This is a genomic window from Ottowia thiooxydans (genome assembly GCF_040548795.1).
Lineage (GTDB): Bacteria > Pseudomonadota > Gammaproteobacteria > Burkholderiales > Burkholderiaceae_C > Ottowia > Ottowia thiooxydans_A.
The window spans coordinates 1-19,512 of sequence record NZ_JBEPSH010000007.1; the positions used below are offsets into that span (position 1 = coordinate 1).

Annotated in this window: 16 protein-coding genes; 9 read left to right on the top strand and 7 right to left on the bottom strand. The window is 57.9% G+C overall.

What is annotated here, in order from left to right; translation table 11 throughout:
- Positions 1-228: 228 nt before the first annotated feature.
- Positions 229-1,509: an RsmB/NOP family class I SAM-dependent RNA methyltransferase gene (locus ABIE13_RS17120; protein ID WP_354445634.1), complete on the bottom strand. Its 1,281-nt coding sequence runs from the start codon at positions 1,507-1,509 to the stop codon at positions 229-231.
- A gap of 59 nt (positions 1,510-1,568) precedes the next feature.
- Positions 1,569-2,150 carry a phosphoribosylglycinamide formyltransferase gene (gene purN / locus ABIE13_RS17125; RefSeq protein WP_354445636.1) on the bottom strand — a complete coding sequence of 194 codons (582 nt, stop codon included), beginning with the start codon at positions 2,148-2,150 and terminating at the stop codon, positions 1,569-1,571.
- 30 nt (positions 2,151-2,180) lie between these two features.
- On the opposite strand from purN, the gene ABIE13_RS17130 reads away from it, so the two are divergent.
- The 3 genes from ABIE13_RS17130 to ABIE13_RS17140 all read left to right on the top strand — a co-directional run bounded on the left by ABIE13_RS17130 (position 2,181) and on the right by ABIE13_RS17140 (position 5,326).
- Entirely contained in the window at positions 2,181-2,885 is a 705-nt protein-coding gene (locus tag ABIE13_RS17130) for a YceH family protein (protein ID WP_354445638.1), read from the top strand.
- A complete protein-coding gene (locus ABIE13_RS17135; protein WP_354445640.1) occupies positions 2,885-4,093 on the top strand; it encodes an acyl-CoA dehydrogenase family protein in 1,209 nt (402 codons plus the stop codon). The genes ABIE13_RS17130 and ABIE13_RS17135 overlap by 1 nt, the downstream gene beginning before the upstream one ends.
- Before the next feature lie 117 nt (positions 4,094-4,210).
- On the top strand, positions 4,211-5,326 hold the full coding sequence (locus ABIE13_RS17140) for an acyl-CoA dehydrogenase family protein (protein ID WP_354445642.1): 1,116 nt from the start codon (positions 4,211-4,213) through the stop codon (positions 5,324-5,326).
- A 144-nt stretch (positions 5,327-5,470) separates the two neighbouring features.
- On the opposite strand, the gene ABIE13_RS17145 is transcribed toward ABIE13_RS17140, so the two are convergent.
- The gene (locus ABIE13_RS17145) at positions 5,471-5,776 is read right to left on the bottom strand and encodes a hypothetical protein (RefSeq protein ID WP_354445644.1); all 306 of its coding nucleotides are present in this window, start codon (positions 5,774-5,776) and stop codon (positions 5,471-5,473) included.
- Positions 5,777-6,128: 352 nt separating this feature from the next.
- On the opposite strand from ABIE13_RS17145, the gene mdtD reads away from it, so the two are divergent.
- Positions 6,129-7,553, top strand: coding sequence for a multidrug transporter subunit MdtD (gene mdtD, locus ABIE13_RS17150; protein WP_354445645.1), 1,425 nt, complete (start codon positions 6,129-6,131; stop codon positions 7,551-7,553).
- A gap of 45 nt (positions 7,554-7,598) precedes the next feature.
- Here the strand turns inward: mdtD and metC are convergent, their stop codons facing one another.
- From metC to ABIE13_RS17165, 3 genes are all read right to left on the bottom strand, one after another.
- On the bottom strand, positions 7,599-8,780 hold the full coding sequence (gene metC, locus ABIE13_RS17155; RefSeq protein ID WP_354445647.1) for a cystathionine beta-lyase: 1,182 nt from the start codon (positions 8,778-8,780) through the stop codon (positions 7,599-7,601).
- 50 nt (positions 8,781-8,830) lie between these two features.
- On the bottom strand, positions 8,831-10,459 hold the full coding sequence (locus tag ABIE13_RS17160) for a rhodanese-like domain-containing protein (RefSeq protein ID WP_354445649.1): 1,629 nt from the start codon (positions 10,457-10,459) through the stop codon (positions 8,831-8,833).
- Positions 10,460-10,546: 87 nt separating this feature from the next.
- Positions 10,547-11,137, bottom strand: a complete 591-nt coding sequence (locus ABIE13_RS17165) for a cysteine dioxygenase family protein (RefSeq protein ID WP_354445651.1) — start codon at positions 11,135-11,137, stop codon at positions 10,547-10,549.
- Positions 11,138-11,238: 101 nt separating this feature from the next.
- Here ABIE13_RS17165 and ABIE13_RS17170 point away from each other — a divergent pair, with 101 nt between their 5' ends.
- The 3 genes from ABIE13_RS17170 (at position 11,239) to ABIE13_RS17180 (ending at position 14,640) form a co-directional block, all read left to right on the top strand.
- A complete protein-coding gene (locus ABIE13_RS17170) occupies positions 11,239-12,105 on the top strand; it encodes a LysR substrate-binding domain-containing protein (protein ID WP_354445653.1) in 867 nt (288 codons plus the stop codon).
- 348 nt (positions 12,106-12,453) lie between these two features.
- Positions 12,454-13,611, top strand: coding sequence for an acetylornithine deacetylase (gene argE, locus ABIE13_RS17175; protein ID WP_354445655.1), 1,158 nt, complete (start codon positions 12,454-12,456; stop codon positions 13,609-13,611).
- Positions 13,612-13,665: 54 nt separating this feature from the next.
- The gene (locus tag ABIE13_RS17180) at positions 13,666-14,640 is read left to right on the top strand and encodes a Bug family tripartite tricarboxylate transporter substrate binding protein (protein ID WP_354445657.1); all 975 of its coding nucleotides are present in this window, start codon (positions 13,666-13,668) and stop codon (positions 14,638-14,640) included.
- Positions 14,641-14,699: 59 nt separating this feature from the next.
- On the opposite strand, the gene ABIE13_RS17185 is transcribed toward ABIE13_RS17180, so the two are convergent.
- Positions 14,700-15,257 (bottom strand): HNH endonuclease, encoded by a 558-nt coding sequence (locus ABIE13_RS17185; protein ID WP_354445659.1) that lies wholly within the window; start codon positions 15,255-15,257, stop codon positions 14,700-14,702.
- A gap of 195 nt (positions 15,258-15,452) precedes the next feature.
- Between ABIE13_RS17185 and ABIE13_RS17190 the strand changes: the two genes are divergently transcribed.
- Positions 15,453-16,475 carry a bifunctional riboflavin kinase/FAD synthetase gene (locus ABIE13_RS17190; RefSeq protein WP_354445661.1) on the top strand — a complete coding sequence of 341 codons (1,023 nt, stop codon included), beginning with the start codon at positions 15,453-15,455 and terminating at the stop codon, positions 16,473-16,475.
- A gap of 171 nt (positions 16,476-16,646) precedes the next feature.
- Positions 16,647-19,481: an isoleucine--tRNA ligase gene (gene ileS / locus ABIE13_RS17195; RefSeq protein ID WP_354445663.1), complete on the top strand. Its 2,835-nt coding sequence runs from the start codon at positions 16,647-16,649 to the stop codon at positions 19,479-19,481.
- The last annotated feature ends 31 nt before the right edge of the window (positions 19,482-19,512 follow it).

Consider the following 19,512-nt stretch of genomic DNA (forward strand, 5'->3'; position numbering starts at 1 on the left):
TCGCCCTGAGGATGGATACGCGAAGGCAGGCGCAGGCCGTAGTGATCTACGGTCAAGGCTGGCGACAAAGTAGACGCCGCAGGGCGAGCCAGCCCGAAGGGTTGCCAGGTCAGGGGGCGCCATGCGTTGTTGTGGCTCGCTTGTGTACAGTAGTACACGGCGCTCGCCACGCCTAGCCTGGCCCCCCCTGGCTTGGCAACGCGTGGGCGGTTTAATTGATGACACGCCCTAGTTCCGCGTCCAAATGGCCGCAAAAAAACCGTCGGTGGCGTGCCGATGAGGCCATAAACGAAGATATTGGCCATCCGGAGTGCAAAGACCATCAGCCTGAGGTACGCGCAAGTCGCCGAGTACCTGCGAGACGGGCACGGGCGAGAACCCGCGGTGGGCTGCGCCAAACGCTTTGGCCACGGCTTCGTTTTCTTCTTCAAGAAGGCTGCAGGTGGCATAAACCAGTCGGCCACCAGGCTTGAGAAGGCGCGCGGCGGCGGTAAGTATGGCCTGCTGGCGCTGCTGCAGGGCCTGTACTTCAGCCAGGGAGGTGCGCCATTTCAGGTCCGGGCTTCGACGCAAGGTACCTAGCCCTGAGCAAGGGGCATCGACCAGCACACGGTCGAGCTTGCCAGCCAGGCGTGTGACACGTTCGTCAGTCTCGTGCGCGATGGCACTTGGGTAGACGATGTCCAGGCCACTCTTGGCCAAGCGGGGCTGCAGGGCCTGCAAGCGATGGGCAGAAGTATCAAATGCGTACAGTCGTCCGGTGTTGCGCATGGCGACGCCGATGGCCAATGTCTTGCCCCCGGCACCCGCACAAAAATCGCCCACCAATTCCCCGCGCCGTGCGTCGAGCAGCAGAGCCAGAAGTTGAGAGCCTTCATCCTGCACTTCTATGGCACCGCTTTGGAAGGCATTCAAACGCGTGAGCGAGGGTTTGCCTTGCAAGCGCAGTCCCCAAGGCGAATACGGGGTCAATTCGCATTCGACGGCGTCTTTAACCAGTTCCGCCATCACCTTGGGCCGCTTGTCCTTGAGCAGGTTGACGCGCAGATCCAGTGGCGCAGAAGTCAGCAGGGCATCAGCCAATGGTGAAAATTCTTCTCCGACCTGAGCTTGAAGGCGCTCAGCCAACCAGTCGGGCAAGTTGTGACGGCACTCTGCAGGCCAATCAGCCAGGGGCGCCTGCGCGGCAAGGCGGGAACGGGACAACCAGTCCGCTTCATCAGCTTCCAGGGCAGAAGCCCATCGGCTGTCATCTGGCTCGTGCAGGGCGAGCGCCAGCAATGCGAGACGGCGCTCGCGCGGGCCTTTGCCACTTTTGGCCAGATGCTCAAACCAGCGTTTGCGCCGCAGCACTGCATAAGCGGCATCCGCCACGACCGCACGCTCTCGCGGGCCCAGTGCCCGCTGCTCACGGAAGAAGCGCTGCACCACGGCGTCAAATGGATGCTCGAACGTCAGCGCCAATCGCAACAGTTCGGAGGTCGTAGAAAGAAGAGCCTTGGGAGACATGCGGTATTTAATTATTTTTCATTATTTGATATTTATACTCATAAAAATATCAAATTTTATTAAAGCTTTTTAAGCAAACTGGCGACCGCACGCGGGTAAATAACGTGCTCATGCGCCAATACCCGTGCGGCCAGCGTATCGGATGTGTCTCCGTCCAACACGGGCACTGCGGCCTGCGCCAGTATGGGCCCATGGTCAAGCTCTGCCGTGACCATGTGCACCGTGACCCCCGCCACTCGGCAACCGGCGTCTATGGCACGCTGATGCGTGTGCAAACCGGGAAATGCAGGCAGCAAGGACGGATGGATATTGATCATGCGTCCGGCATAGTGCTCCACAAACGCCGGGGTGAGAATACGCATAAAGCCGGCCAGCACCACCAATGCAGGTGCATGCGCATCGATGGCGGTCCGCAAGGCTGCATCAAACGCCTCGCGCCCTTCGTAGGCTTTGTGATCCACCACTGAAGTTGCAATGCCTGCTTCATTGGCCACTTGCAAGCCCTGGGCGTCGGGCCGGTTGCTGATCACCGCCGCCACGCGGGCACCCAGGCGTTCCGGCCAGCGCTCGCGTTCGGCGGCACGCATAATGGCGGCCATGTTGGAGCCGGTGCCAGATATCAGAATGACGATGTTTTTCATGGGGTCTTGCGGGGCGATTATGCTTGCCCTATGAGCCTTCGCCATCTGACACCCATAGAAGCGCGCGTATTGGCCACTTTGATGGAAAAAGCGCGCACCGTCCCCGACACTTATCCACTGTCGCTCAACGGCGTAGTGACGGGTTGCAATCAGAAAACCAGCCGCGAGCCCGTCATGAACGTGACCGAAGGCGAGGCTCAGGAGGCGCTCGATGATCTTCGCAGCATCGAACTCGTGAGAGAAGCCGCTGGTGGTCGGGTAGCCCGCTTCGAACACAATTTTCAACGTGGCGTGGGCGTTCCCGAGCAGTCTGCGGTGCTGCTGGGCCTGTTGATGCTGCGAGGACCGCAAACGGCAGGCGAGTTGCGCATCAACTCAGATCGCTGGTATCGCTTCGCGGACATCTCGTCCGTAGAGGGCTTCCTGGATGAATTGCGTGAGCGTTCAGAGGAAAAAGGCGGACCGCTCGTGGTGCGCCTGCCTCGCGCACCCGGAACACGCGAAGACCGCTGGGCCCATCTGCTGTGCGGACCGGTGGATGAATCCACGACCGTCCCAACGGGTGCGGGGCCTGGTGCTGCGGCATCGGCTAGCGGCTTGAGTGCGCGGATTTCGGTGTTGGAATCTGAAGTGTCACAGCTCAAGCAGATGGTGGCACGCCTTTATTCAGAGCTTGGGGTGTCGCCGGCACCCGAAACTCATGCTACAAACGAAGACCACACGGAGACAAATTGATGGATCTCGCATTTACCCCTGAAGAACAGCAATTTCGCGAAGACATTCGCGCCTGGGTTGCGCAAGCACTGCCGAAAGAAATTTCAGACAAGGTGCACAACGCTCAGCGCCTGACACGCGAGGATATGCAGGCATGGGCCAAGATTCTGGGCAAGAAAGGCTGGCTGGGCTACGGTTGGCCGTCGCAATTCGGCGGCCCCGGCTGGAACGCCGTCCAGAAACACCTCTTTGAGGAAGAACTCGCCATGGCCGGCGCGCCTCGCATCGTGCCGTTTGGCCCGGTGATGGTGGCCCCGGTGATCATGGCCTTTGGCAACAAAGCCCAGCAGGAACGCTTTCTGCCCGGCATCGCCAGCGGCGAAGTCTGGTGGAGTCAGGGCTACAGCGAACCAGGTTCAGGTTCCGACCTGGCTTCAGTACGCACCAAGGCTGAGCGCCAAGGTGACAAATACATCGTGAACGGCCAAAAAACCTGGACCACCCTGGGCCAGTATGGCGAATGGATGTTCAACCTGGTGCGCACCAGCAGCGAAGGCAAGCCGCAAACAGGCATTTCTTTTCTCCTGATCGACATGAAGTCGCCAGGTGTCAGCGTGCGGCCTATCAAGCTGCTCGACGGCGAATGCGAAGTGAACGACGTGTTTTTTGACAACGTCGAGGTCCCCGTCGAGAACCTGATCGGGGAAGAGAACAAGGGCTGGACGTACGCCAAGCACCTGCTCAGCCACGAACGCACCAATATCGCTGACGTCAATCGCGCCAAGCGTGAGCTCGAACGCTTAAAGCGTATCGCCCAGGCCGAAGGCGTGTACGAAGACCAGCGTTTTCGCGACCAGATCGCGCTGCTCGAAATTGACGTGGTGGCCCTGGAAATGCTGGTGCTGCGAGTGTTGTCTGCCGAAAAATCAGGCAAGAATTCGCTCGATATCGCCGGACTTCTCAAGATCAAAGGCAGTGAAATCCAGCAGCGCTACACCGAACTGATGATGCTGGCAGCCGGGCCTTACAGCCTGCCCTTCATTTTCGAAGCCATGGAAGCGGGCTGGCAAGGCGATCAGTCGGCTACAGGCGTACTACAAGGATTCCCCGGCGGTGTCGTCGGCAATGCATCTCTGGCACCCAACTACTTCAACTTCCGCAAGACCACCATCTATGGCGGATCCAACGAAGTGCAACGCAACATCGTTGCACAAACGGTGCTCGGCTGAAGCTGTGAGCTGCCTACGCCAAAGCGCGGGCAGCCAGTTCCTGAGTGAACCCTGGCCCCCGAGGGATCTCCCGCGGCGGCAGCTTGACATAACGAATTAGATCAAAGGCAGAGAAACATGGACTTCGATTTCTCCGACGACCAACAAGCCCTCAGAGACGCCGTCGCTAAATGGGTAGAAAAGAGCTACGACTTCGAGCAACGCCGCAAAATTGTTGAAGCCGGCGGATTTGACCGCAAGGTGTACAACGAACTGGCCGAACTGGGCCTGGCTGGCATCTACATCAGTGAAGAGCATGGTGGCCTGGGCATGGGCCCTGTCGAAGCCATGGTGGCCATGGAAGAGCTAGGCCGTGGCATCGTCTGTGAGCCGCTGGCTCAGGCCTTCATGGCCGGCGCACTCATCCAGGACCAGGCTCCCTCTGCGCTGAAGGAGCACTGGCTGCCGCGCATTGCCAGCGGTGAAGCGCTGGTCGTGCTGGCTCATCAGGAACGCAAGGCGCGCTACCGGCTCGATGTCTGCGAAACCCAGGCCACCAAGAACGGCTCTGCTTATGAAGTCACCGGCCTGAAGAACATTGTCCCAGCAGGTGATCAGGCTGATGCCTTCCTGGTACCCGCCCTGCTGGATGGGACTCTGGCGATTTTTCTGGTCGAACGCAGCGCCCAAGGCGTCAGCACCCGCGGCTACGCCACCCAGGACGAAGCGCGTGCTGCAGATCTCAAGCTGGACAAGGCGCCCGCCCAGCTCATCACCGCCAGCGGTCTCGACGCGTTGACCCGCACAGTGGATATCGGCATTGCCAGCGTTTGTGCTGAAGGCGTGGGTGCGATGGAAAAAACGCTTGCACTGACGGTTGACTATATGAACCAGCGCAAGCAGTTCGGCGTCACGATTGCCAGCTTTCAAGCCCTCCGCCATCGCGTGGCGGACATGAAAATGCAGTTGGAGCTGGCCCGCAGCATGAGTTATTACGCCAGTCTCAAACTGGGTGAACCTGCGGCGGAACGTCGCCAGGCCCTCTCACGCGCCAAGGTGCAACTGGGGCAATCGCTGCGCTATGTCAGCCAGCAATCGGTGCAGCTGCACGGTGGTATCGGGGTGACGGACGAGTATGTCGGCAGCCACTACTTCAAGAAGCTCACGCAGCTTGAAATGACTTATGGCGACACCATGCACCACCTGGGCGAAGTGTCGGCGCGCATGGGCGAGACTGCTGGCGTATTTGCCTGAATAACGCGCTACCCCAATTAAGCTGCCCAAAAAACGCAGCCCTATAAAGCAAAACGAGATGCCTGCGCATCTCGTTTTTTATGTAGCCCGTCTCAGGCTATGAGGCCATCAAGCTACGGGTAGCTTCCTCGGAAGCTACCAGTTTCAGCTCATTTCGCCGCTTTTCACACGGAAGCCACCGGCAATCGCTTCGCGGGTGTTCTCACGCACTTGAGCGCGGGAGAACTGGCTGGATGGTGTTGCCGCACGTGCTGCCACGGCTGTGTAGGCGCCTGCAGCTGGTGGATTGGCAATAGCCTCTTGGCGAACAGCATCGCGGCTCAGCGTGCTGGTAGCGACACCTTCATTCAAAAACAGCGGACCTTCGCCGGAAACTGGCTGGGCTGCGAACGCATTGCCTGCGAAAACAGCGGTCAGCAAAGTGGCGAGGGCGATATTTTTGACTTGCATGATTTTTTCCTTTTAGTTCGATCTTTATTCAACGAGACTGCCGATCTGGCAACCTGCTCTTCGTTGAGTCCGGTTCAGTTTCCGTTCTCACCGCGGAGAGGGTTTCACCCTGGAAGGCTTGTGGCCGACTCCGTAAGACGTAGTTTGCGCCTGAAGCGTCGTGTTTAAAACCACCTGGCAGGAACAAGACTTTTTCCAAACAGGAAACAAAAATCCGGGAACTTATAGAGCTCTCTGCTGTCCTGAATGAAGGCGGAGAGGTTCATTTCTGATTTAAGGCGTCACGCGCCCTTGGCTCGGCTATGCCGGATCAATCGCTATCATCGGCAGCTGCCCTTTTGCGGCCTGCCTCATGCACCTCTCTGCCCCCACCCATTCACCCCGCGCCTTGCTATGGCTCGTCGCCGTCGGGTTTTTCATGCAAACCCTGGACGGCACCATCGTCAACACGGCGCTGCCCACCATGGCCAGAAACCTCGGCGAAAGCCCTTTGCGCATGCAGTCGGTGGTGGTTGCCTACGCACTGACCATGGCGGCACTGATACCCGCTTCTGGCTGGCTGGCCGATCGGTTTGGCACACAGCGGGTTTTCTTTGGAGCGATTGTGCTGTTTACCCTGGGCTCCGCAGCATGCGCTGCTTCCACCCAGCTGGATCAGTTGGTAGCAGCCCGGGTGCTGCAAGGCGCAGGCGGCGCCATGTTACTGCCAGTGGGGCGTTTGACCGTCTTGCGCGGAATTCCACGCGACAAATTCCTGGATGCAATGAGCTTCGTTGCCATCCCAGGTCTGATTGGCCCCTTGATAGGCCCCACACTGGGCGGCTGGATTGTCGAAACCCTGTCTTGGCACTGGATCTTTCTCATCAACCTGCCCGTCGGCATTCTTGGCGCGCTGGCGACGTTTCGATGGATGCCCAATCTGCGCGGCAGCGACCTGCAGCGCTTTGACCTGTCAGGCTACCTGCTGTTGACTGGCTCCATGCTGGCGATCTCGGTGGCCATGGACGGCCTCTCCAGCCTGGGCTTGCGCCAGGCCACTGTACTGGTGCTGCTGCTGGGCGGCCTTGCCGCGCTGGCGGCATACTGGCTGCACGCGCTCAAGCACCCTGCCCCCTTGTTCTCCCCCCGCCTTTTTCAAGTTCAGAGCTTTCGGGTAGGTTTGCTGGGCAATCTGTTCGCGCGCATAGGCTCGGGCGCCATGCCCTACTTGATCCCGCTCACCATGCAACTCAGCATGGGCTACAGCCCGTCGCAAGCCGGCATGCTGATGCTGCCCGTCGCGCTGGCGAGCATGGCGATGAAACGCTCCACCACACGCATCATCAAAAAGTTCGGGTATCGCAAAGTATTGGCGGGCAACACGCTTTTACTGGGCATCATGATTGCCAGTTTCGCGCTGATGTCTCCCGGACAACCGCTGTGGCTGCGCATCTTGCAGATGGCGTGCTTTGGTGCCGTCAATTCCATGCAGTTCACCGCCATGAATACCGTGACCTTGAAAGACCTGGATACCTCACGCGCCAGCAGCGGAAATGGCATGCTGTCCATGGTACAGATGCTGTCCATGAGTCTGGGCGTTACAGTGGCTGCAGCCTTATTGGCGCTGTTTCAGGGCTGGTTTGCCACACCGGACCCCCGCGAGGCACTGAGTGCGTTTCGCGCCACATTCCTGTGCATCGGCATCATCACCGCATGGACTGCCTGGATTTTCTGGCAACTAGGAAGCGAATCAGGAAAACCAGCCAGACCCGAGCACGATGCGGCAGAGCCGGGCTAGTGCAAGCTCCGCCAGCTTCTCAACAGTAAGGGAGCGGACAATCCTTCAGGCCTGCAATCTGGCGAAACCGGTTTCAAGGTCAGCGATCAGATCTGCTGGGTCTTCCAGACCGATGTGCAGGCGCACGACAGGACCTCGCTTGCTCCAATCAGAAACCGTTCGCGCTTTGTTCATGTGCGCGACGGTCACCAAGCTCTCGTAACCGCCCCAAGAGGCACCAATCCCGAAGAGCGTCAATCCATCGATCAAGCGATCAACTGTCGCATCATCTGTTCCCGGGGTCAGTTCGAAGGAAATCAGTCCATTCGTTCCGGAGCAATCTCGCTTCCATAGCTCGTGTCCCGGGTGCTCCGGCAGTGCAGGACAGAACACGGTGGGCACCTCCGGCCTTGCCTGCAGCCAGTTTGCGATCTCCATCGCATGCCGCTCGTGCATCTGAAGCCGTGCCGCCATGCTTCTCACGCCTCTCATCACCAACCACGCATCGTCAGGGCTGACTGTCATGCCGAACGCGTCGCAACACTCGTTCAATGCCGACCAGCACGCTTGCTTGGTAGAGACGGCCCCCATCATGACGTCCGAGTGGCCAGATAGGTACTTTGTTGCGGCGAGCAATGAGACATCCGCTCCGAGCTGAAGGGGCTGGTATTGAACACCAGAGCCCCATGTATTGTCTGCAACGACCAACGCGCCGCGTGTGTGAGCATAGGCCGAAATGGCAAGCAAATCACACATCTCGTAGACAAGGGAGCCGGGGCACTCGACGTAGACCAGCTTGGTGTTGTCTTGCCACTTGGCTTGCAGGTCCAGGCCATCGGCGGCAAAGAAAGTGCAGGCAATCCCATGCTGCTTCAAAAATCCCTGAGCCAAGGCGCGAGCCGGCTCGTAGACGCTGTCTGCCATCAGAAAGTGATCACCTGGCTTGAGATATGCAAGCAGCGTCATCCCGATGGCAGCCAACCCGGTCGGAAACAGCCGTGTCCGCCATGCACCTTCCAACTCGCTCAGGACATCTTCGAGCGCAAACGTCGTTGGGGTGCCGCGAGCACCATAGCTGAATATTCGCTCACTGCCACGACGACTGCGCATTTCGCGCTGCTCCGCTGTATTGGCGAACAGGACGGTACTCGCCCGCACTACGGGCTGATTGACCGCTATGCCACCAGAATATGCGGGCGACTTTCCCGCGTGGAGCAAACGTGTCTGCAACGATGAAGACTTTGACATGAGAAACAACTCCAAGCCCTGGAACCGTGAAAACCTTGATAAACCCCAAGTTACAGCGAGTGGCTCCTGTCAGGAAGTTCATCTTCGTTGCGTGATTCTGCCGGGGTCATTGGCAGGCGAAACGCTTGACGTTCGGGACCATCCAGTTGGGCCACCAGGCCAGTTTCCCAAGCGAGGTAGCGCCGAGCGGCCTCCTTGTTGCCATCGTGCCTATCATGGACGAAGAAAAGATAGTCAATGCATTCGATATCTGCTGGCTCTGAGGGGGTGGATTCCATAGGGAGTCCAACCTCCTCCCAGTCCGCGATGCTGCCGGAAAGCAGAAGCGGCGCAAGTGCCCCCGATGGCCATTCAGAAGATGCCGCCCAAGCAGCCAGTAGTGGATCGTCCGCCACCAGGACGACCTGCGCGCTCTCAGGCTTGAGCAACTCAGCAATGCGTGGACGGATTGACCAGCTAGCCCCCGTAATATGCCTTTTTCGAAACTCCACGGAAGAGCGGAGGTCCATCACTGACACCTTGCCCGTTGGCAGCAAAGCCAATAACTCATGAGGTTTGATGCTGCCCAGCGCCGAAACTGCAGGCTGCTGCGCTGCCGGAAATGCCAGACCACTGCTCATGCCGTCGATCAGCACGCTCGCGTCATGACCCATCTGTCGCAACCAGCTGGCTGCGGTCGGCGCTCTTACACCATCATCATCAAACAGCACCAGGCGAGCCCCCCTGACGCCAAAATACTGATCGCCAGCTTGGAGGAGCTGACCTCCAGGAGCAGATTGAGCGCCGCTCAAGCTGCCTGCTGCAAATTCCTCCGGTGAGCGCACATCGCATAGGAACGTGGTTCGACTATCGTCAGAAGCCCAAGCTTGAACGGTCGTGGCCTCGACTCGAGGTACGCCAAAACGCTCTGCCAACTGGTTGGCCGCACCAAGCAGGACCAAGTTGCCAGCGTCAGGCTTGTAGCGACGAGAACTTCCATGCTCAAGGCCCAGGTCCTCAAGAAACCACCCCTGCGTGCCATTCTCCAGTGCAAACACGGGATTTTCCACACCCAAATTGATGAGTGTTTGCGCGCCGATGATGCTGCGCGTGCGGCCGGCACAGTTGATCACGATCGGCGTGGAATCGTCAGGTACCAGGTTTTTCACGCGATAGGCCAACTCCCCATTCGGACAGCAGGTGGCACTGGGAATACTCATCTTTTTGAACTCATTCAGCGGGCGTCCGTCCAGCACCACAGGCGGGTGGTCACTCTTCAACATCGCTGCCAACTGTCTGGCTGTCACCCGGGGGGTGCCGTAAGCGTGCTCCGCAAGCTCCCCAAATGTCTTGGAGGGCAGATTGACGCCGGCGAAGAGAATAAAACCCGCCTCTTTCCACGCGCGGGTTCCGCCTTCGAGAACATGAACGTCCGAATATCCGATGCGTTTCAGCTGTGCAGCGGACCTGATGGCCACGTTATCCGTATCCACGTCTCCACTGTCATAGACCACCACTCGGGCAGATTGACGTGGCACCAGGCGACCCACATCGACCTCAAGTCGGCTATAGGGCAGAGGCACCCCGTAGAAAAGGTGGGATTCGCCATACTGCCCGTGCTCCCGCACATCGAGCAAAGCTATTTCGCCACCATCGTGCAGCCACGATTTCAAGGTTTGAGGACTCAGAAAAGACGTCATGGGAAAGAAATTGAGGTCGATATCGAGGGGGCGTGTTTCAGGGATGACTGGCTAGCCGAACACCAGCGGGCGAGCGTGCAATAGGCTCTATCGACGGGTTGGAACTCCAAGCCCCATGGTTTGATAGGTACCTGCGACCAAGTCATACGCCGTACGGGAATTGAGCACCTCCAAGGCCCGCCCATACATATGCAAATGACGAATGACCTGATTCCCCTCGATCTCCACCGAGTGGATGTCTTCCGGCAATAGCGCAATTCCTCGACCGGGTTCAACCACAACCGTGTCAGTCACTCGCAAATGCCCTACGCCCGGAACGCTCCCATCATCCGTGCGTTCGTAGACTCGATTGGTCTCAGTCCCTTTCACTGCGGCAATGCATGCCCAGGTCGTGTGGTTATGCGGAACGATCTTCTTGCCTGGCCGCATCACGTTGAGATACAGGGCAAAGCTGTTGTCATCATCTTCAGCAATCAAGTAGCGAGCCTGATGCTCGCCTTGCTCCGGGGCAGGAAAGGTGGCGTCATCCCAAAGCGCTGTGTTCGATGCCAATTCCTCCAGTGCTGCAAGTACTGGCGCCAGGCGTTCACGAGTAGGTTCTTGGCCCTCTACGAAGCGTCTCATCTCGGAAATTGCCGTAGCCACCTCTTGATGGCGCTGTTCAGTCAAAGTGGGCATGATTCATTGATCCATATTGAATAAGTCCATACTGAATATATGTCTGCCAAGGACGCCAAGCAATTTAGATATTCAGGAAAATACTTCAATACAATTAATGAATGACCACCTTCGATCTTGAGTTGCTGCGTTCACTCGTCGCCATCACGGCCCATGGCAGCTTTGCCTCAGCCGCCGTCCAGCTTGGTCGAACGCAATCTGCTATCACGCAGCAGATGCAAAGACTCGAGGAGCAAATTGGCCACTCCATATTCTTGAAGCACGGCCGCCAGAAGCGCCTGACACAACAAGGTGAGCGCTTGTTGACCTATGCGCGCCACCTACTTGCCGTCAATGACGAGGCCATGCAAAGCCTCCGACGCGGTCAGGTGGAAGGGATCTTGCGGATTGGCGCTCCCCACGACGTAGCCGACACCATATTGCCCCCCTTGTTGGCGGAAGTGGCGCGCAATCTGCCAAACGTTCAACTCGAAATTGAGGTGGGTCGCAGTCCATTTCTGATGGAAGCCCTCAAACGCAGTGAGCTCGACATGATCGTCAGCAACCGTACAGACGCCGAGTTCGAGGGCATCCTGCTGCGCAATTCCCCGAATGCCTGGTTGTGCGGATCCTCTTATGTACATGATGCGACCAAGCCCATTCCCTTGATTGAAGCGGACGGCCCCAGCATATTTCGCAAGATCGGGCAGGAAGCACTCGACGCAGCGGGAATGGCATGGACTCAAAGATCCAGCTCTACCAGCCTGATCGGAATTCGAGCCGCCTTGCGAGCAGGTCTCGGCGTCACATGCCGGGGCGTCGAACAGCTGGACTCGACCCTCCGCGTTCTGGGCCCAGCCGACGGCATGCCAGCCTTGCCTGATCTGGTGTATCGGTTATATGTACGCAGCAACGTGGTGAATCCGCTCACCCGACACGCGTTCGAACACCTCCGAAATTGGCTAAGACCCGCGGCAGCCCGCATCTAGCCCGCAGCCAGCCACAGGCTACAGAAGCAACCGTTAAGCCTAAGCCAGCCAGGCTCGACATGCATCCTGCCAAAGCCAGGGCGGCAGCGCCAGAGCATGGCGAAGATATGGCAGCCTTCGAATCAACTTCACAGTGCTGCCGGACGCCGAAGCACGCGTTCGCCCTGCGCGCGCCCTTTCCGTTGGGCTCACAAGACGTGAAGGTCACCACCCCACACTCGCTCCCCCGCCAAAAACATTAGCCCCGCTAATGCAAATGGTGCAATTTTTAAATTGTTGCACCAGCTCGGACGAGCTAGCATAAAAGTATTGAAATACTAATCGTGGCAAATGCTGCTGGGTAGGTTAATGAATAGAACTATAGACATCCTCACGCGCCTGATTTCCTTCCCCACGATCTCTTCAGCTACAAACCTCCCTTTGATTTATTGGCTGCAGGAACTGCTGGCAAAGAAAGGAATTGAGTCTTGGTTGAATTTCGACGCCACCAAGACCAAGGCGAACCTATTTGCCACGATTGGCCCTCAAATCCCAGGTGGCTTGCTTATCTCTGGCCACACAGATGTGGTTCCAGTGGAAGGGCAAGCATGGGCAAGCGACCCATTCAATGCCGCTATTCGAGATGGAAAACTCTACGGACGTGGTTCGTGCGATATGAAAGGCTTTATCGCTGCAACCATATTCTGCGTTGAGAACTTGAATGTCAATGCCCTGAAGAGCCCTATACACCTGGCCTTCACTTACGACGAAGAGGTAGGCTGCAAAGGCGTTAGACCACTCTTAACCGAGATGCAGGAGCGGGGGCTGGCTCCGACCATGTGCGTTGTCGGGGAACCCACGAGCATGCGTATTGTGCAATCTCACAAAGGCAGTCGCAATTACCGCTGCAGCGTCAAAGGAAAAGCCGCTCACGCTTCTATGGCAAATGAAGGGGTCAATGCAATTCATTACGCTGCGTCAGTCATCGGCAAGATTGAAGAATTGGCGGACTCTCTCCAAAAAGAGCGCTACCCTGAATCAGGTTACGAGACACCGTGCGACATGCTTCAGACAAGCCTGATCGCCGGGGGTTTGGCAAGAAACATTGTTCCCAGCGAATGCGATTTCACTTTCGGGTATCGCTATCTCCCACAAAGCGACCCCGACAAAATCTTTCAGCACATTGAAGATTTCGGACTTAACTCGGTTCTGCCCCGAATGCGGTTTAAATGCGCAGAGACCAGCTTAGTCTTTGAGAAATTAAGTGACAACCCCGCACTTCACGCAGAAATAAATTCCGAATTCGCCACCCAGCTTTCTCAACGGCGCGGTGTTCAAGGCATTGGCCCACACGTCGGATTCATGACAGAAGGCGGTCTCTATCAACAAGCGGGCATAACCACCGTCATTTGTGGACCCGGAAGCATTGAACACGCTCACCGGCCCGATGAGTTTGTTGAGCTTTCTCAATTATCGCTTTGCTCGGATTTTCTCAGCGACCTCTTTCTTCATCACGCTTGCAGCTGACAAGCCCAAAACCTTCAAAGCTCAGCAGCACACATCATCACCAAAGTTAGATACATGAAAATTCTTAAGAAAGCTCATCTCGGATTTTTACTTGCAGCTTGCATCATGGCCCCAGGAGTAGCCTCAGCGGCATACCCTGAACAACCTATCAAACTGATCGTGGGATTTCCGCCTGGTGGCGGCGGGGATCTTTATGGGCGATTGGTTGCGCAGGAAATGGGCAAAAGTCTTGGTCAGACGGTCATTGTGGAAAACCGGGCGGGTGCAGGAGGCAATATTGCCGCTGACGTGGTGGCCAAAGCCAAGCCGGATGGATATACGCTGCTCTTGGCAATGAGTGGAAATTTCGCAGTCGCCCAAGCGGTGCGCGGCACTTCATTAGCTTACAAAGTGCCACAAGACTTTGAGCCCATCGGGCTGATTCTTGAGTCGCCTATAGGTGTGTTTGTCGCTCACAATTCCCCGTATAAAACCCTTCAGGATCTGATCGCTGCGGCGAAGGGCAAATCCATGACTTACGCGTCTACCGGAACAGGAGGCGCGGGCCACCTGGATATGGAAATGGTTAAACAAGCGGCCAAGGTGAACATGCTTCACGTGCCTTATCGTGGGTCTGGGCCCGCCATTACCGACATGATGGGAGGCTCCGTGGATTCTTTCCTGACCACAGCGTCGCCCCTGATTGGCCAAGTCCGCCAAAAACAACTGCGACTCCTCGCCATTGGAAGCCCCAGGCGGAATCCAGCACTCCCAGATGTACCCACGTTCATGGAGTCAGGTGTCAACGTGGAAGTTGAACAGTGGTACGGTCTGGTAGCTCCCGCTTGTACACCGCCTGAGATTGTCAAAACCCTTTCACGCCATCTCAGCATGGCATTGGCAGCGCCGAATGTCCGCTCAGTCATTCGAAAAGACGGAGCGCTCGAGCGAGATGTGCCGATGAGCGAATTTAAAAATTACATACTTCAAGACATTGAACGCTACAAATCGGTAGTGACCCCAGAGCTCTTGAAAGAAATCAGTCCGTAAATCTGCCCACTCGACCTCATTCGAGGCTCAAGCCTCAAGGGCGCCTCTGCGAACGCCCTTCAGCCGTGCAATCGGGAGGTCTTAGGCAAATGAGCCATCAGGAATTCCATCTGGTCAGCCAGGATGCGCCGGTTTCGCAAGATGAAGTCTTCCCAGAGGCTGGGCACGTAAGGGGTATAAAGGAGTGGCATACGTGCCTGCTCTGGCGTGCGGTTGCTCTTGCGATGATTGCAGGGACGGCAGGCAGTCACCACATTCATCCAGGTGTCCCGCCCCTTCTGGCCCAGCGGGATGATGTGCTCCCGCGTGAGATCAACCTCAGTGAAATGGTCGCCGCAATACGCGCAGATGTTGCGGTCTCTGGCAAACAGCTTGCTGTTACTCAGTCCGGGCCGTAGATCGAAAGGATTGATATTCGGGACGCCACGCGTGCCGATGATGCTGTTGACCGTGATGATCGACTGCTCGCCTGTGATGGCATTGTGGCCTCCGTGGAAAACAGCCACTCTCGCCCCCGCCTCCCAGCGCACTTCTTCCGCCGCATAGTGAATCACCGCCTGTTCAAGCGAAATCCAGGACTGGGGCAAGCCTTGGGCAGAAAGCTTCAGGACCTTCACTAACGCCTCCTTCAAGCAGCAATGAGCCAATGAACCGACAGCGTGAGCCAGCAATAAGCCTTGAAAATTAGATTCAAATATTATTGACAGCTTCAGGTCACAATATACGCTAGTTCTCATGACGTTTTCGCGTCTTGTCTGCATGGGCATTGTTCAGCACGCTATCAAAAGCATATTTCAGTCGATGTTCCCCTGATGAAAATCTACCGCGGCCTGCGCCACCCTGGTATTGCACCGGGATGCGCCCTCACAATTGGCAACTTCGATGGTGTGCACCGAGGCCATCAGGCCATGCTCGCGCTGCTGAAAAGCGAAGCTGCGCATCGCGGCGTGCCCAGTTGCGTGATGACTTTCGAGCCGCACCCCAGGGACTATTTCGCCACGGCCTTGAATCAGCCACATCTTGCACCGCCACGCATAGCCACCTTGCGCGACAAACTGACCGAGCTGGCGCGCTGCGGCGTCGATCAGACACTGGTGCTTCCGTTCAATGCCGCGTTGGCACGTCAGACGCCCGAGAAGTTTATTGAAGAGGTGCTCCTGGCTGGCTTGGGCGTTCGCTATGTACTGGTGGGAGACGATTTCCGCTTTGGCGCCAAGCGAGCGGGTGACTATGCGATGCTGGATGCGTCGGGGCGCCAACACGGTTTCGACGTGGCACGCATGATGAGCTATGAGGTGCATGGCCTGCGCGTTTCCTCATCGGCCGTGCGGGATGCGCTGGCTGAGGGCCGGCTGGACGATGCGGCGGCGTTGTTGGGACGGCCCTATTCAATCAGCGGACATGTGGTCCACGGGCGCAAACTCGGCCGCGCCCTGGCAGAGACCGCCCCGGGCCGTGCAGATGGCTTTCGCACCCTGAATTTACGATTTTCCCGCCGCGCCCATGCCTGGAATCCAGCGGCCAGCGGGATTTTTGTGGTCAGGGTGCATGGCCTGGATGCCAAGCCATTGGCCGGGGTGGCCAACCTGGGCGTCCGCCCTTCCCTGGATCCCAATGATGTGAACGGCGGCAGGGTGTTACTGGAGACGCATGTACTGGATTGGCCCGCACATCTGGGGGCTGAGGGTGCCTACGGTAAAATCATCCGTGTGGACTTGCTGCACAAACTGCATGACGAATTGCGCTATCACAGCCTCGCGGCCCTGACAGAGGGAATAGCACGCGATTGCGCTGACGCGCGCGCTTGGCTGGCGGCACCTCCAGCACGAATTTGAAGGGGCGGCGGACGCCCCATTTCCACGTCACTCAGTCCGCCAAAGCGCCCCGCTCCCCATTCCACCGCCAACTGCGTACGCACTCGCACGCAGTCAGCAGTTTTCAAGTTTTCGGATCCATGGCATCAAGTGCCTGATCTGCTGCCCAATTTTCCCGAGGTTTTCGCATTCATGAACACCGAGACCAAGCCTGATTACCGCAAGACGCTCAACTTGCCTGACACCCCCTTTCCCATGCGCGGGGATTTGCCCAAGCGCGAGCCCGGGTGGCTCAAGGAATGGGAAGACATGGGCCTTTACAAGCGGCTGCGCCAGGCCCGCGCTGGAAGAGAAAAGTTCATCCTTCACGACGGCCCGCCCTATGCCAATGGCCAGTTACATGCAGGTCACGCGGTCAACAAGATCCTCAAGGACATGATCGTCAAGACGCGCCAGCTCAAGGGCATGGATGCGCATTACGTGCCGGGCTGGGATTGCCATGGCCTGCCGATCGAGAACCAGATCGAAAAACTCTATGGCCGCAAACTCTCTCGCGACGAGATGCAGGCCAAAGGCCGCGCCTACGCCACCGAGCAGATTGCTCTGCAAATGGAGGACTTCAAACGCGTGGGGGTCCTGGGCGAGTGGGACAACCCCTACAAGACGATGAACAAGGCCAATGAAGCGGGGGAGTTGCGCGTATTCAAGCGCCTCATCGAACGCGGTTTTGTTTACCGGGGCCTCAAGCCTGTGTACTGGTGCTTCGACTGTGCTTCAGCCCTGGCAGAAGCTGAAATCGAATACCAGGACAAGAAGAGCAACACGGTTGACGTGGCCTTTGAGGCTGCAGACCCAGCCAAGCTTGCTGCCGCCTTTGGCCTGAAGCAGCTGGACAAGCCGGCTTTCGTCGTCATTTGGACCACGACCGCCTGGACCATCCCTGCCAACCAGGCGCTCAACCTGGGCCCTCACCTAGAGTACGCGCTGGTAGATACGCCCAAGGGGCTGCTGGTGCTGGCCAAGGCCCGCGTGGAAGACAGTCTGAAGCGATTTGGGCTGGAAGGCCACGTCGTTGCCACGGCGATGGGCGACAAACTCGGCGGCCTGGAATTCAAGCACCCGCTCTACGACGTGAACGAAGGCTACAAGCGCCTTGCGCCCGTGTACCTGGCCGACTATGCCACTGATACGGACGGTACCGGTATCGTTCACTCCGCACCCGCCTACGGTATAGAGGATTTCAACTCCTGCGTTTCCCATGGGCTGGCCCATGCAGACATCCTTAACCCAGTGCAGGGTGGCGGCAGCTACGCCGCAGACTTTCCGCTCTTCGGCGGACTGGACATCTGGAAGGCTGTACCGGTCATCATCAAGACGCTGGATGAAGCAGGCCGCTTGCTGGCCACCAGCACCATCACCCACAGCTATCCGCACTGCTGGCGCCACAAATCACCGGTGATCTACCGCGCTGCCTCGCAGTGGTTCGTGCGCATGGACGAGGGCGAAGGCGTGTTCACCAAGGACAAGGCGCCAGAAACCCTGCGCACGACAGCGCTGCGCGCCATTGAAGACACCGCGTTCTTCCCACCTTCGGGAAAAACCCGCCTGCGCGACATGATCTCTGGCCGCCCAGACTGGGTGATCAGCCGCCAGCGTGCCTGGGGCGTACCTATCGCGTTCTTCCTGCACAAGGAAACCGACGAGCTGCACCCGCGCACCATGGAAATCCTGGATCAAGCGGCAGACATCATTGATCAAGGCGGCATCGAGGCCTGGAGCCGCGTCACAGCCGAGGAAATCCTGGGGGACGAAGATGCCAAGCTCTATACCAAAGGCAATGACATCCTCGAAGTATGGTTCGACTCTGGCTCCACCTTTGCTCACGTGCTGTGCGGCACGCACCCGAACGAGCACCACACGAGTGGGCCAGAGGCTGACATGTACCTCGAAGGGCATGACCAGCATCGCGGCTGGTTCCATTCTTCGCTGCTGCTGGCATCAGCCATTCGGGGCCGCGCGCCTTACCGAAGCCTGCTGACGCACGGCTTCACGGTGGATGCGCAAGGCCGCAAGATGAGCAAATCGCTCGGCAACGGCATCAACCTTCAAGAAGCCAACAAAAAATGGGGCGCCGAAATCCTGCGTCTGTGGGTCGCCGCGAGTGATTACTCTGGCGATATAGCCGGCGACGACAAGATCATGGCGCGCGTGATCGACGCCTATCGCCGCATCCGCAACACCCTGCGCTTTCTGTTGGCCAATACCAACGATTTCGACGCTGCCAAAGACCGTGTGCCGTTCGACCAACTCCTTGAGATCGACCGCTGGATGCTGGGCCGCGCGGCCGAGTTCCAGAAGGAAGTGCTGGAGCATTACGAGGCGTATGAGTTCCACCCTGTGGTTGCCAAGCTTCAGCTCTTCTGCTCAGAAGACCTGGGCGGCTTCTACCTTGACGTCCTGAAAGACCGCCTCTACACCACGGCACCCGGATCTCTGGCTCGCCGCAGTGCACAAACGGCACTATGGCAACTCACCCAGGCCATGGTGCGCTGGATGGCACCGTTTCTCAGCTTCACGGCAGAAGAAACCTGGAAGTTGGTAGGCAATAGCGACTCCATCTTTCTTGAAGAGTTCTGGACGTTCAATGACGCAGACAAGGCACTTCTGGACAAGTGGGCACGCATCCGGCAGATCCGCGAGCTGGTCAACAAGGACATTGAAGCGCTTCGCTCGCAAGGTGCGGTTGGCTCGTCCTTGCAGGCCAATGTGGTGATCACGGCGCCGGCCGCAGACCATGCATTGCTCAGTAGCCTGGGAGATGACCTGAAGTTCGTGTTCATCACCTCTGCTGTCGCGCTGGTTGTCGGAGACGCGCTGTCGGTTGCGGCCAGCGTGTCCAGTGACGCCAAGTGCGACCGCTGCTGGCATTACGTGCCTGACGTCGGCCAGCATGCCGAGCACCCCGCTTTATGCGGGCGCTGCATCAGCAACCTGTTTGGCTCAGGCGAAAGCAGGTTGGTGGCATGAGGCAACTCGTTTGTAGTTCAGGTAGGGCCTG

Coding starts and splice junctions, on each gene's coding strand:
- metC (WP_354445647.1), bottom strand. CDS start 8,780: ATGTCAAAGTCTTCATCGTTGCAGACACGTTTGCTCCACGCGGGAAAG.
- ABIE13_RS17180 (WP_354445657.1), top strand. CDS start 13,666: ATGAAAATTCTTAAGAAAGCTCATCTCGGATTTTTACTTGCAGCTTGC.
- ABIE13_RS17170 (WP_354445653.1), top strand. CDS start 11,239: ATGACCACCTTCGATCTTGAGTTGCTGCGTTCACTCGTCGCCATCACG.
- ABIE13_RS17160 (WP_354445649.1), bottom strand. CDS start 10,459: ATGACGTCTTTTCTGAGTCCTCAAACCTTGAAATCGTGGCTGCACGAT.
- ABIE13_RS17140 (WP_354445642.1), top strand. CDS start 4,211: ATGGACTTCGATTTCTCCGACGACCAACAAGCCCTCAGAGACGCCGTC.
- argE (WP_354445655.1), top strand. CDS start 12,454: ATGAATAGAACTATAGACATCCTCACGCGCCTGATTTCCTTCCCCACG.
- purN (WP_354445636.1), bottom strand. CDS start 2,150: ATGAAAAACATCGTCATTCTGATATCTGGCACCGGCTCCAACATGGCC.
- ABIE13_RS17130 (WP_354445638.1), top strand. CDS start 2,181: ATGAGCCTTCGCCATCTGACACCCATAGAAGCGCGCGTATTGGCCACT.
- ABIE13_RS17190 (WP_354445661.1), top strand. CDS start 15,453: ATGAAAATCTACCGCGGCCTGCGCCACCCTGGTATTGCACCGGGATGC.
- ileS (WP_354445663.1), top strand. CDS start 16,647: ATGAACACCGAGACCAAGCCTGATTACCGCAAGACGCTCAACTTGCCT.
- mdtD (WP_354445645.1), top strand. CDS start 6,129: ATGCACCTCTCTGCCCCCACCCATTCACCCCGCGCCTTGCTATGGCTC.
- ABIE13_RS17165 (WP_354445651.1), bottom strand. CDS start 11,137: ATGCCCACTTTGACTGAACAGCGCCATCAAGAGGTGGCTACGGCAATT.
- ABIE13_RS17120 (WP_354445634.1), bottom strand. CDS start 1,509: ATGTCTCCCAAGGCTCTTCTTTCTACGACCTCCGAACTGTTGCGATTG.
- ABIE13_RS17135 (WP_354445640.1), top strand. CDS start 2,885: ATGGATCTCGCATTTACCCCTGAAGAACAGCAATTTCGCGAAGACATT.
- ABIE13_RS17145 (WP_354445644.1), bottom strand. CDS start 5,776: ATGCAAGTCAAAAATATCGCCCTCGCCACTTTGCTGACCGCTGTTTTC.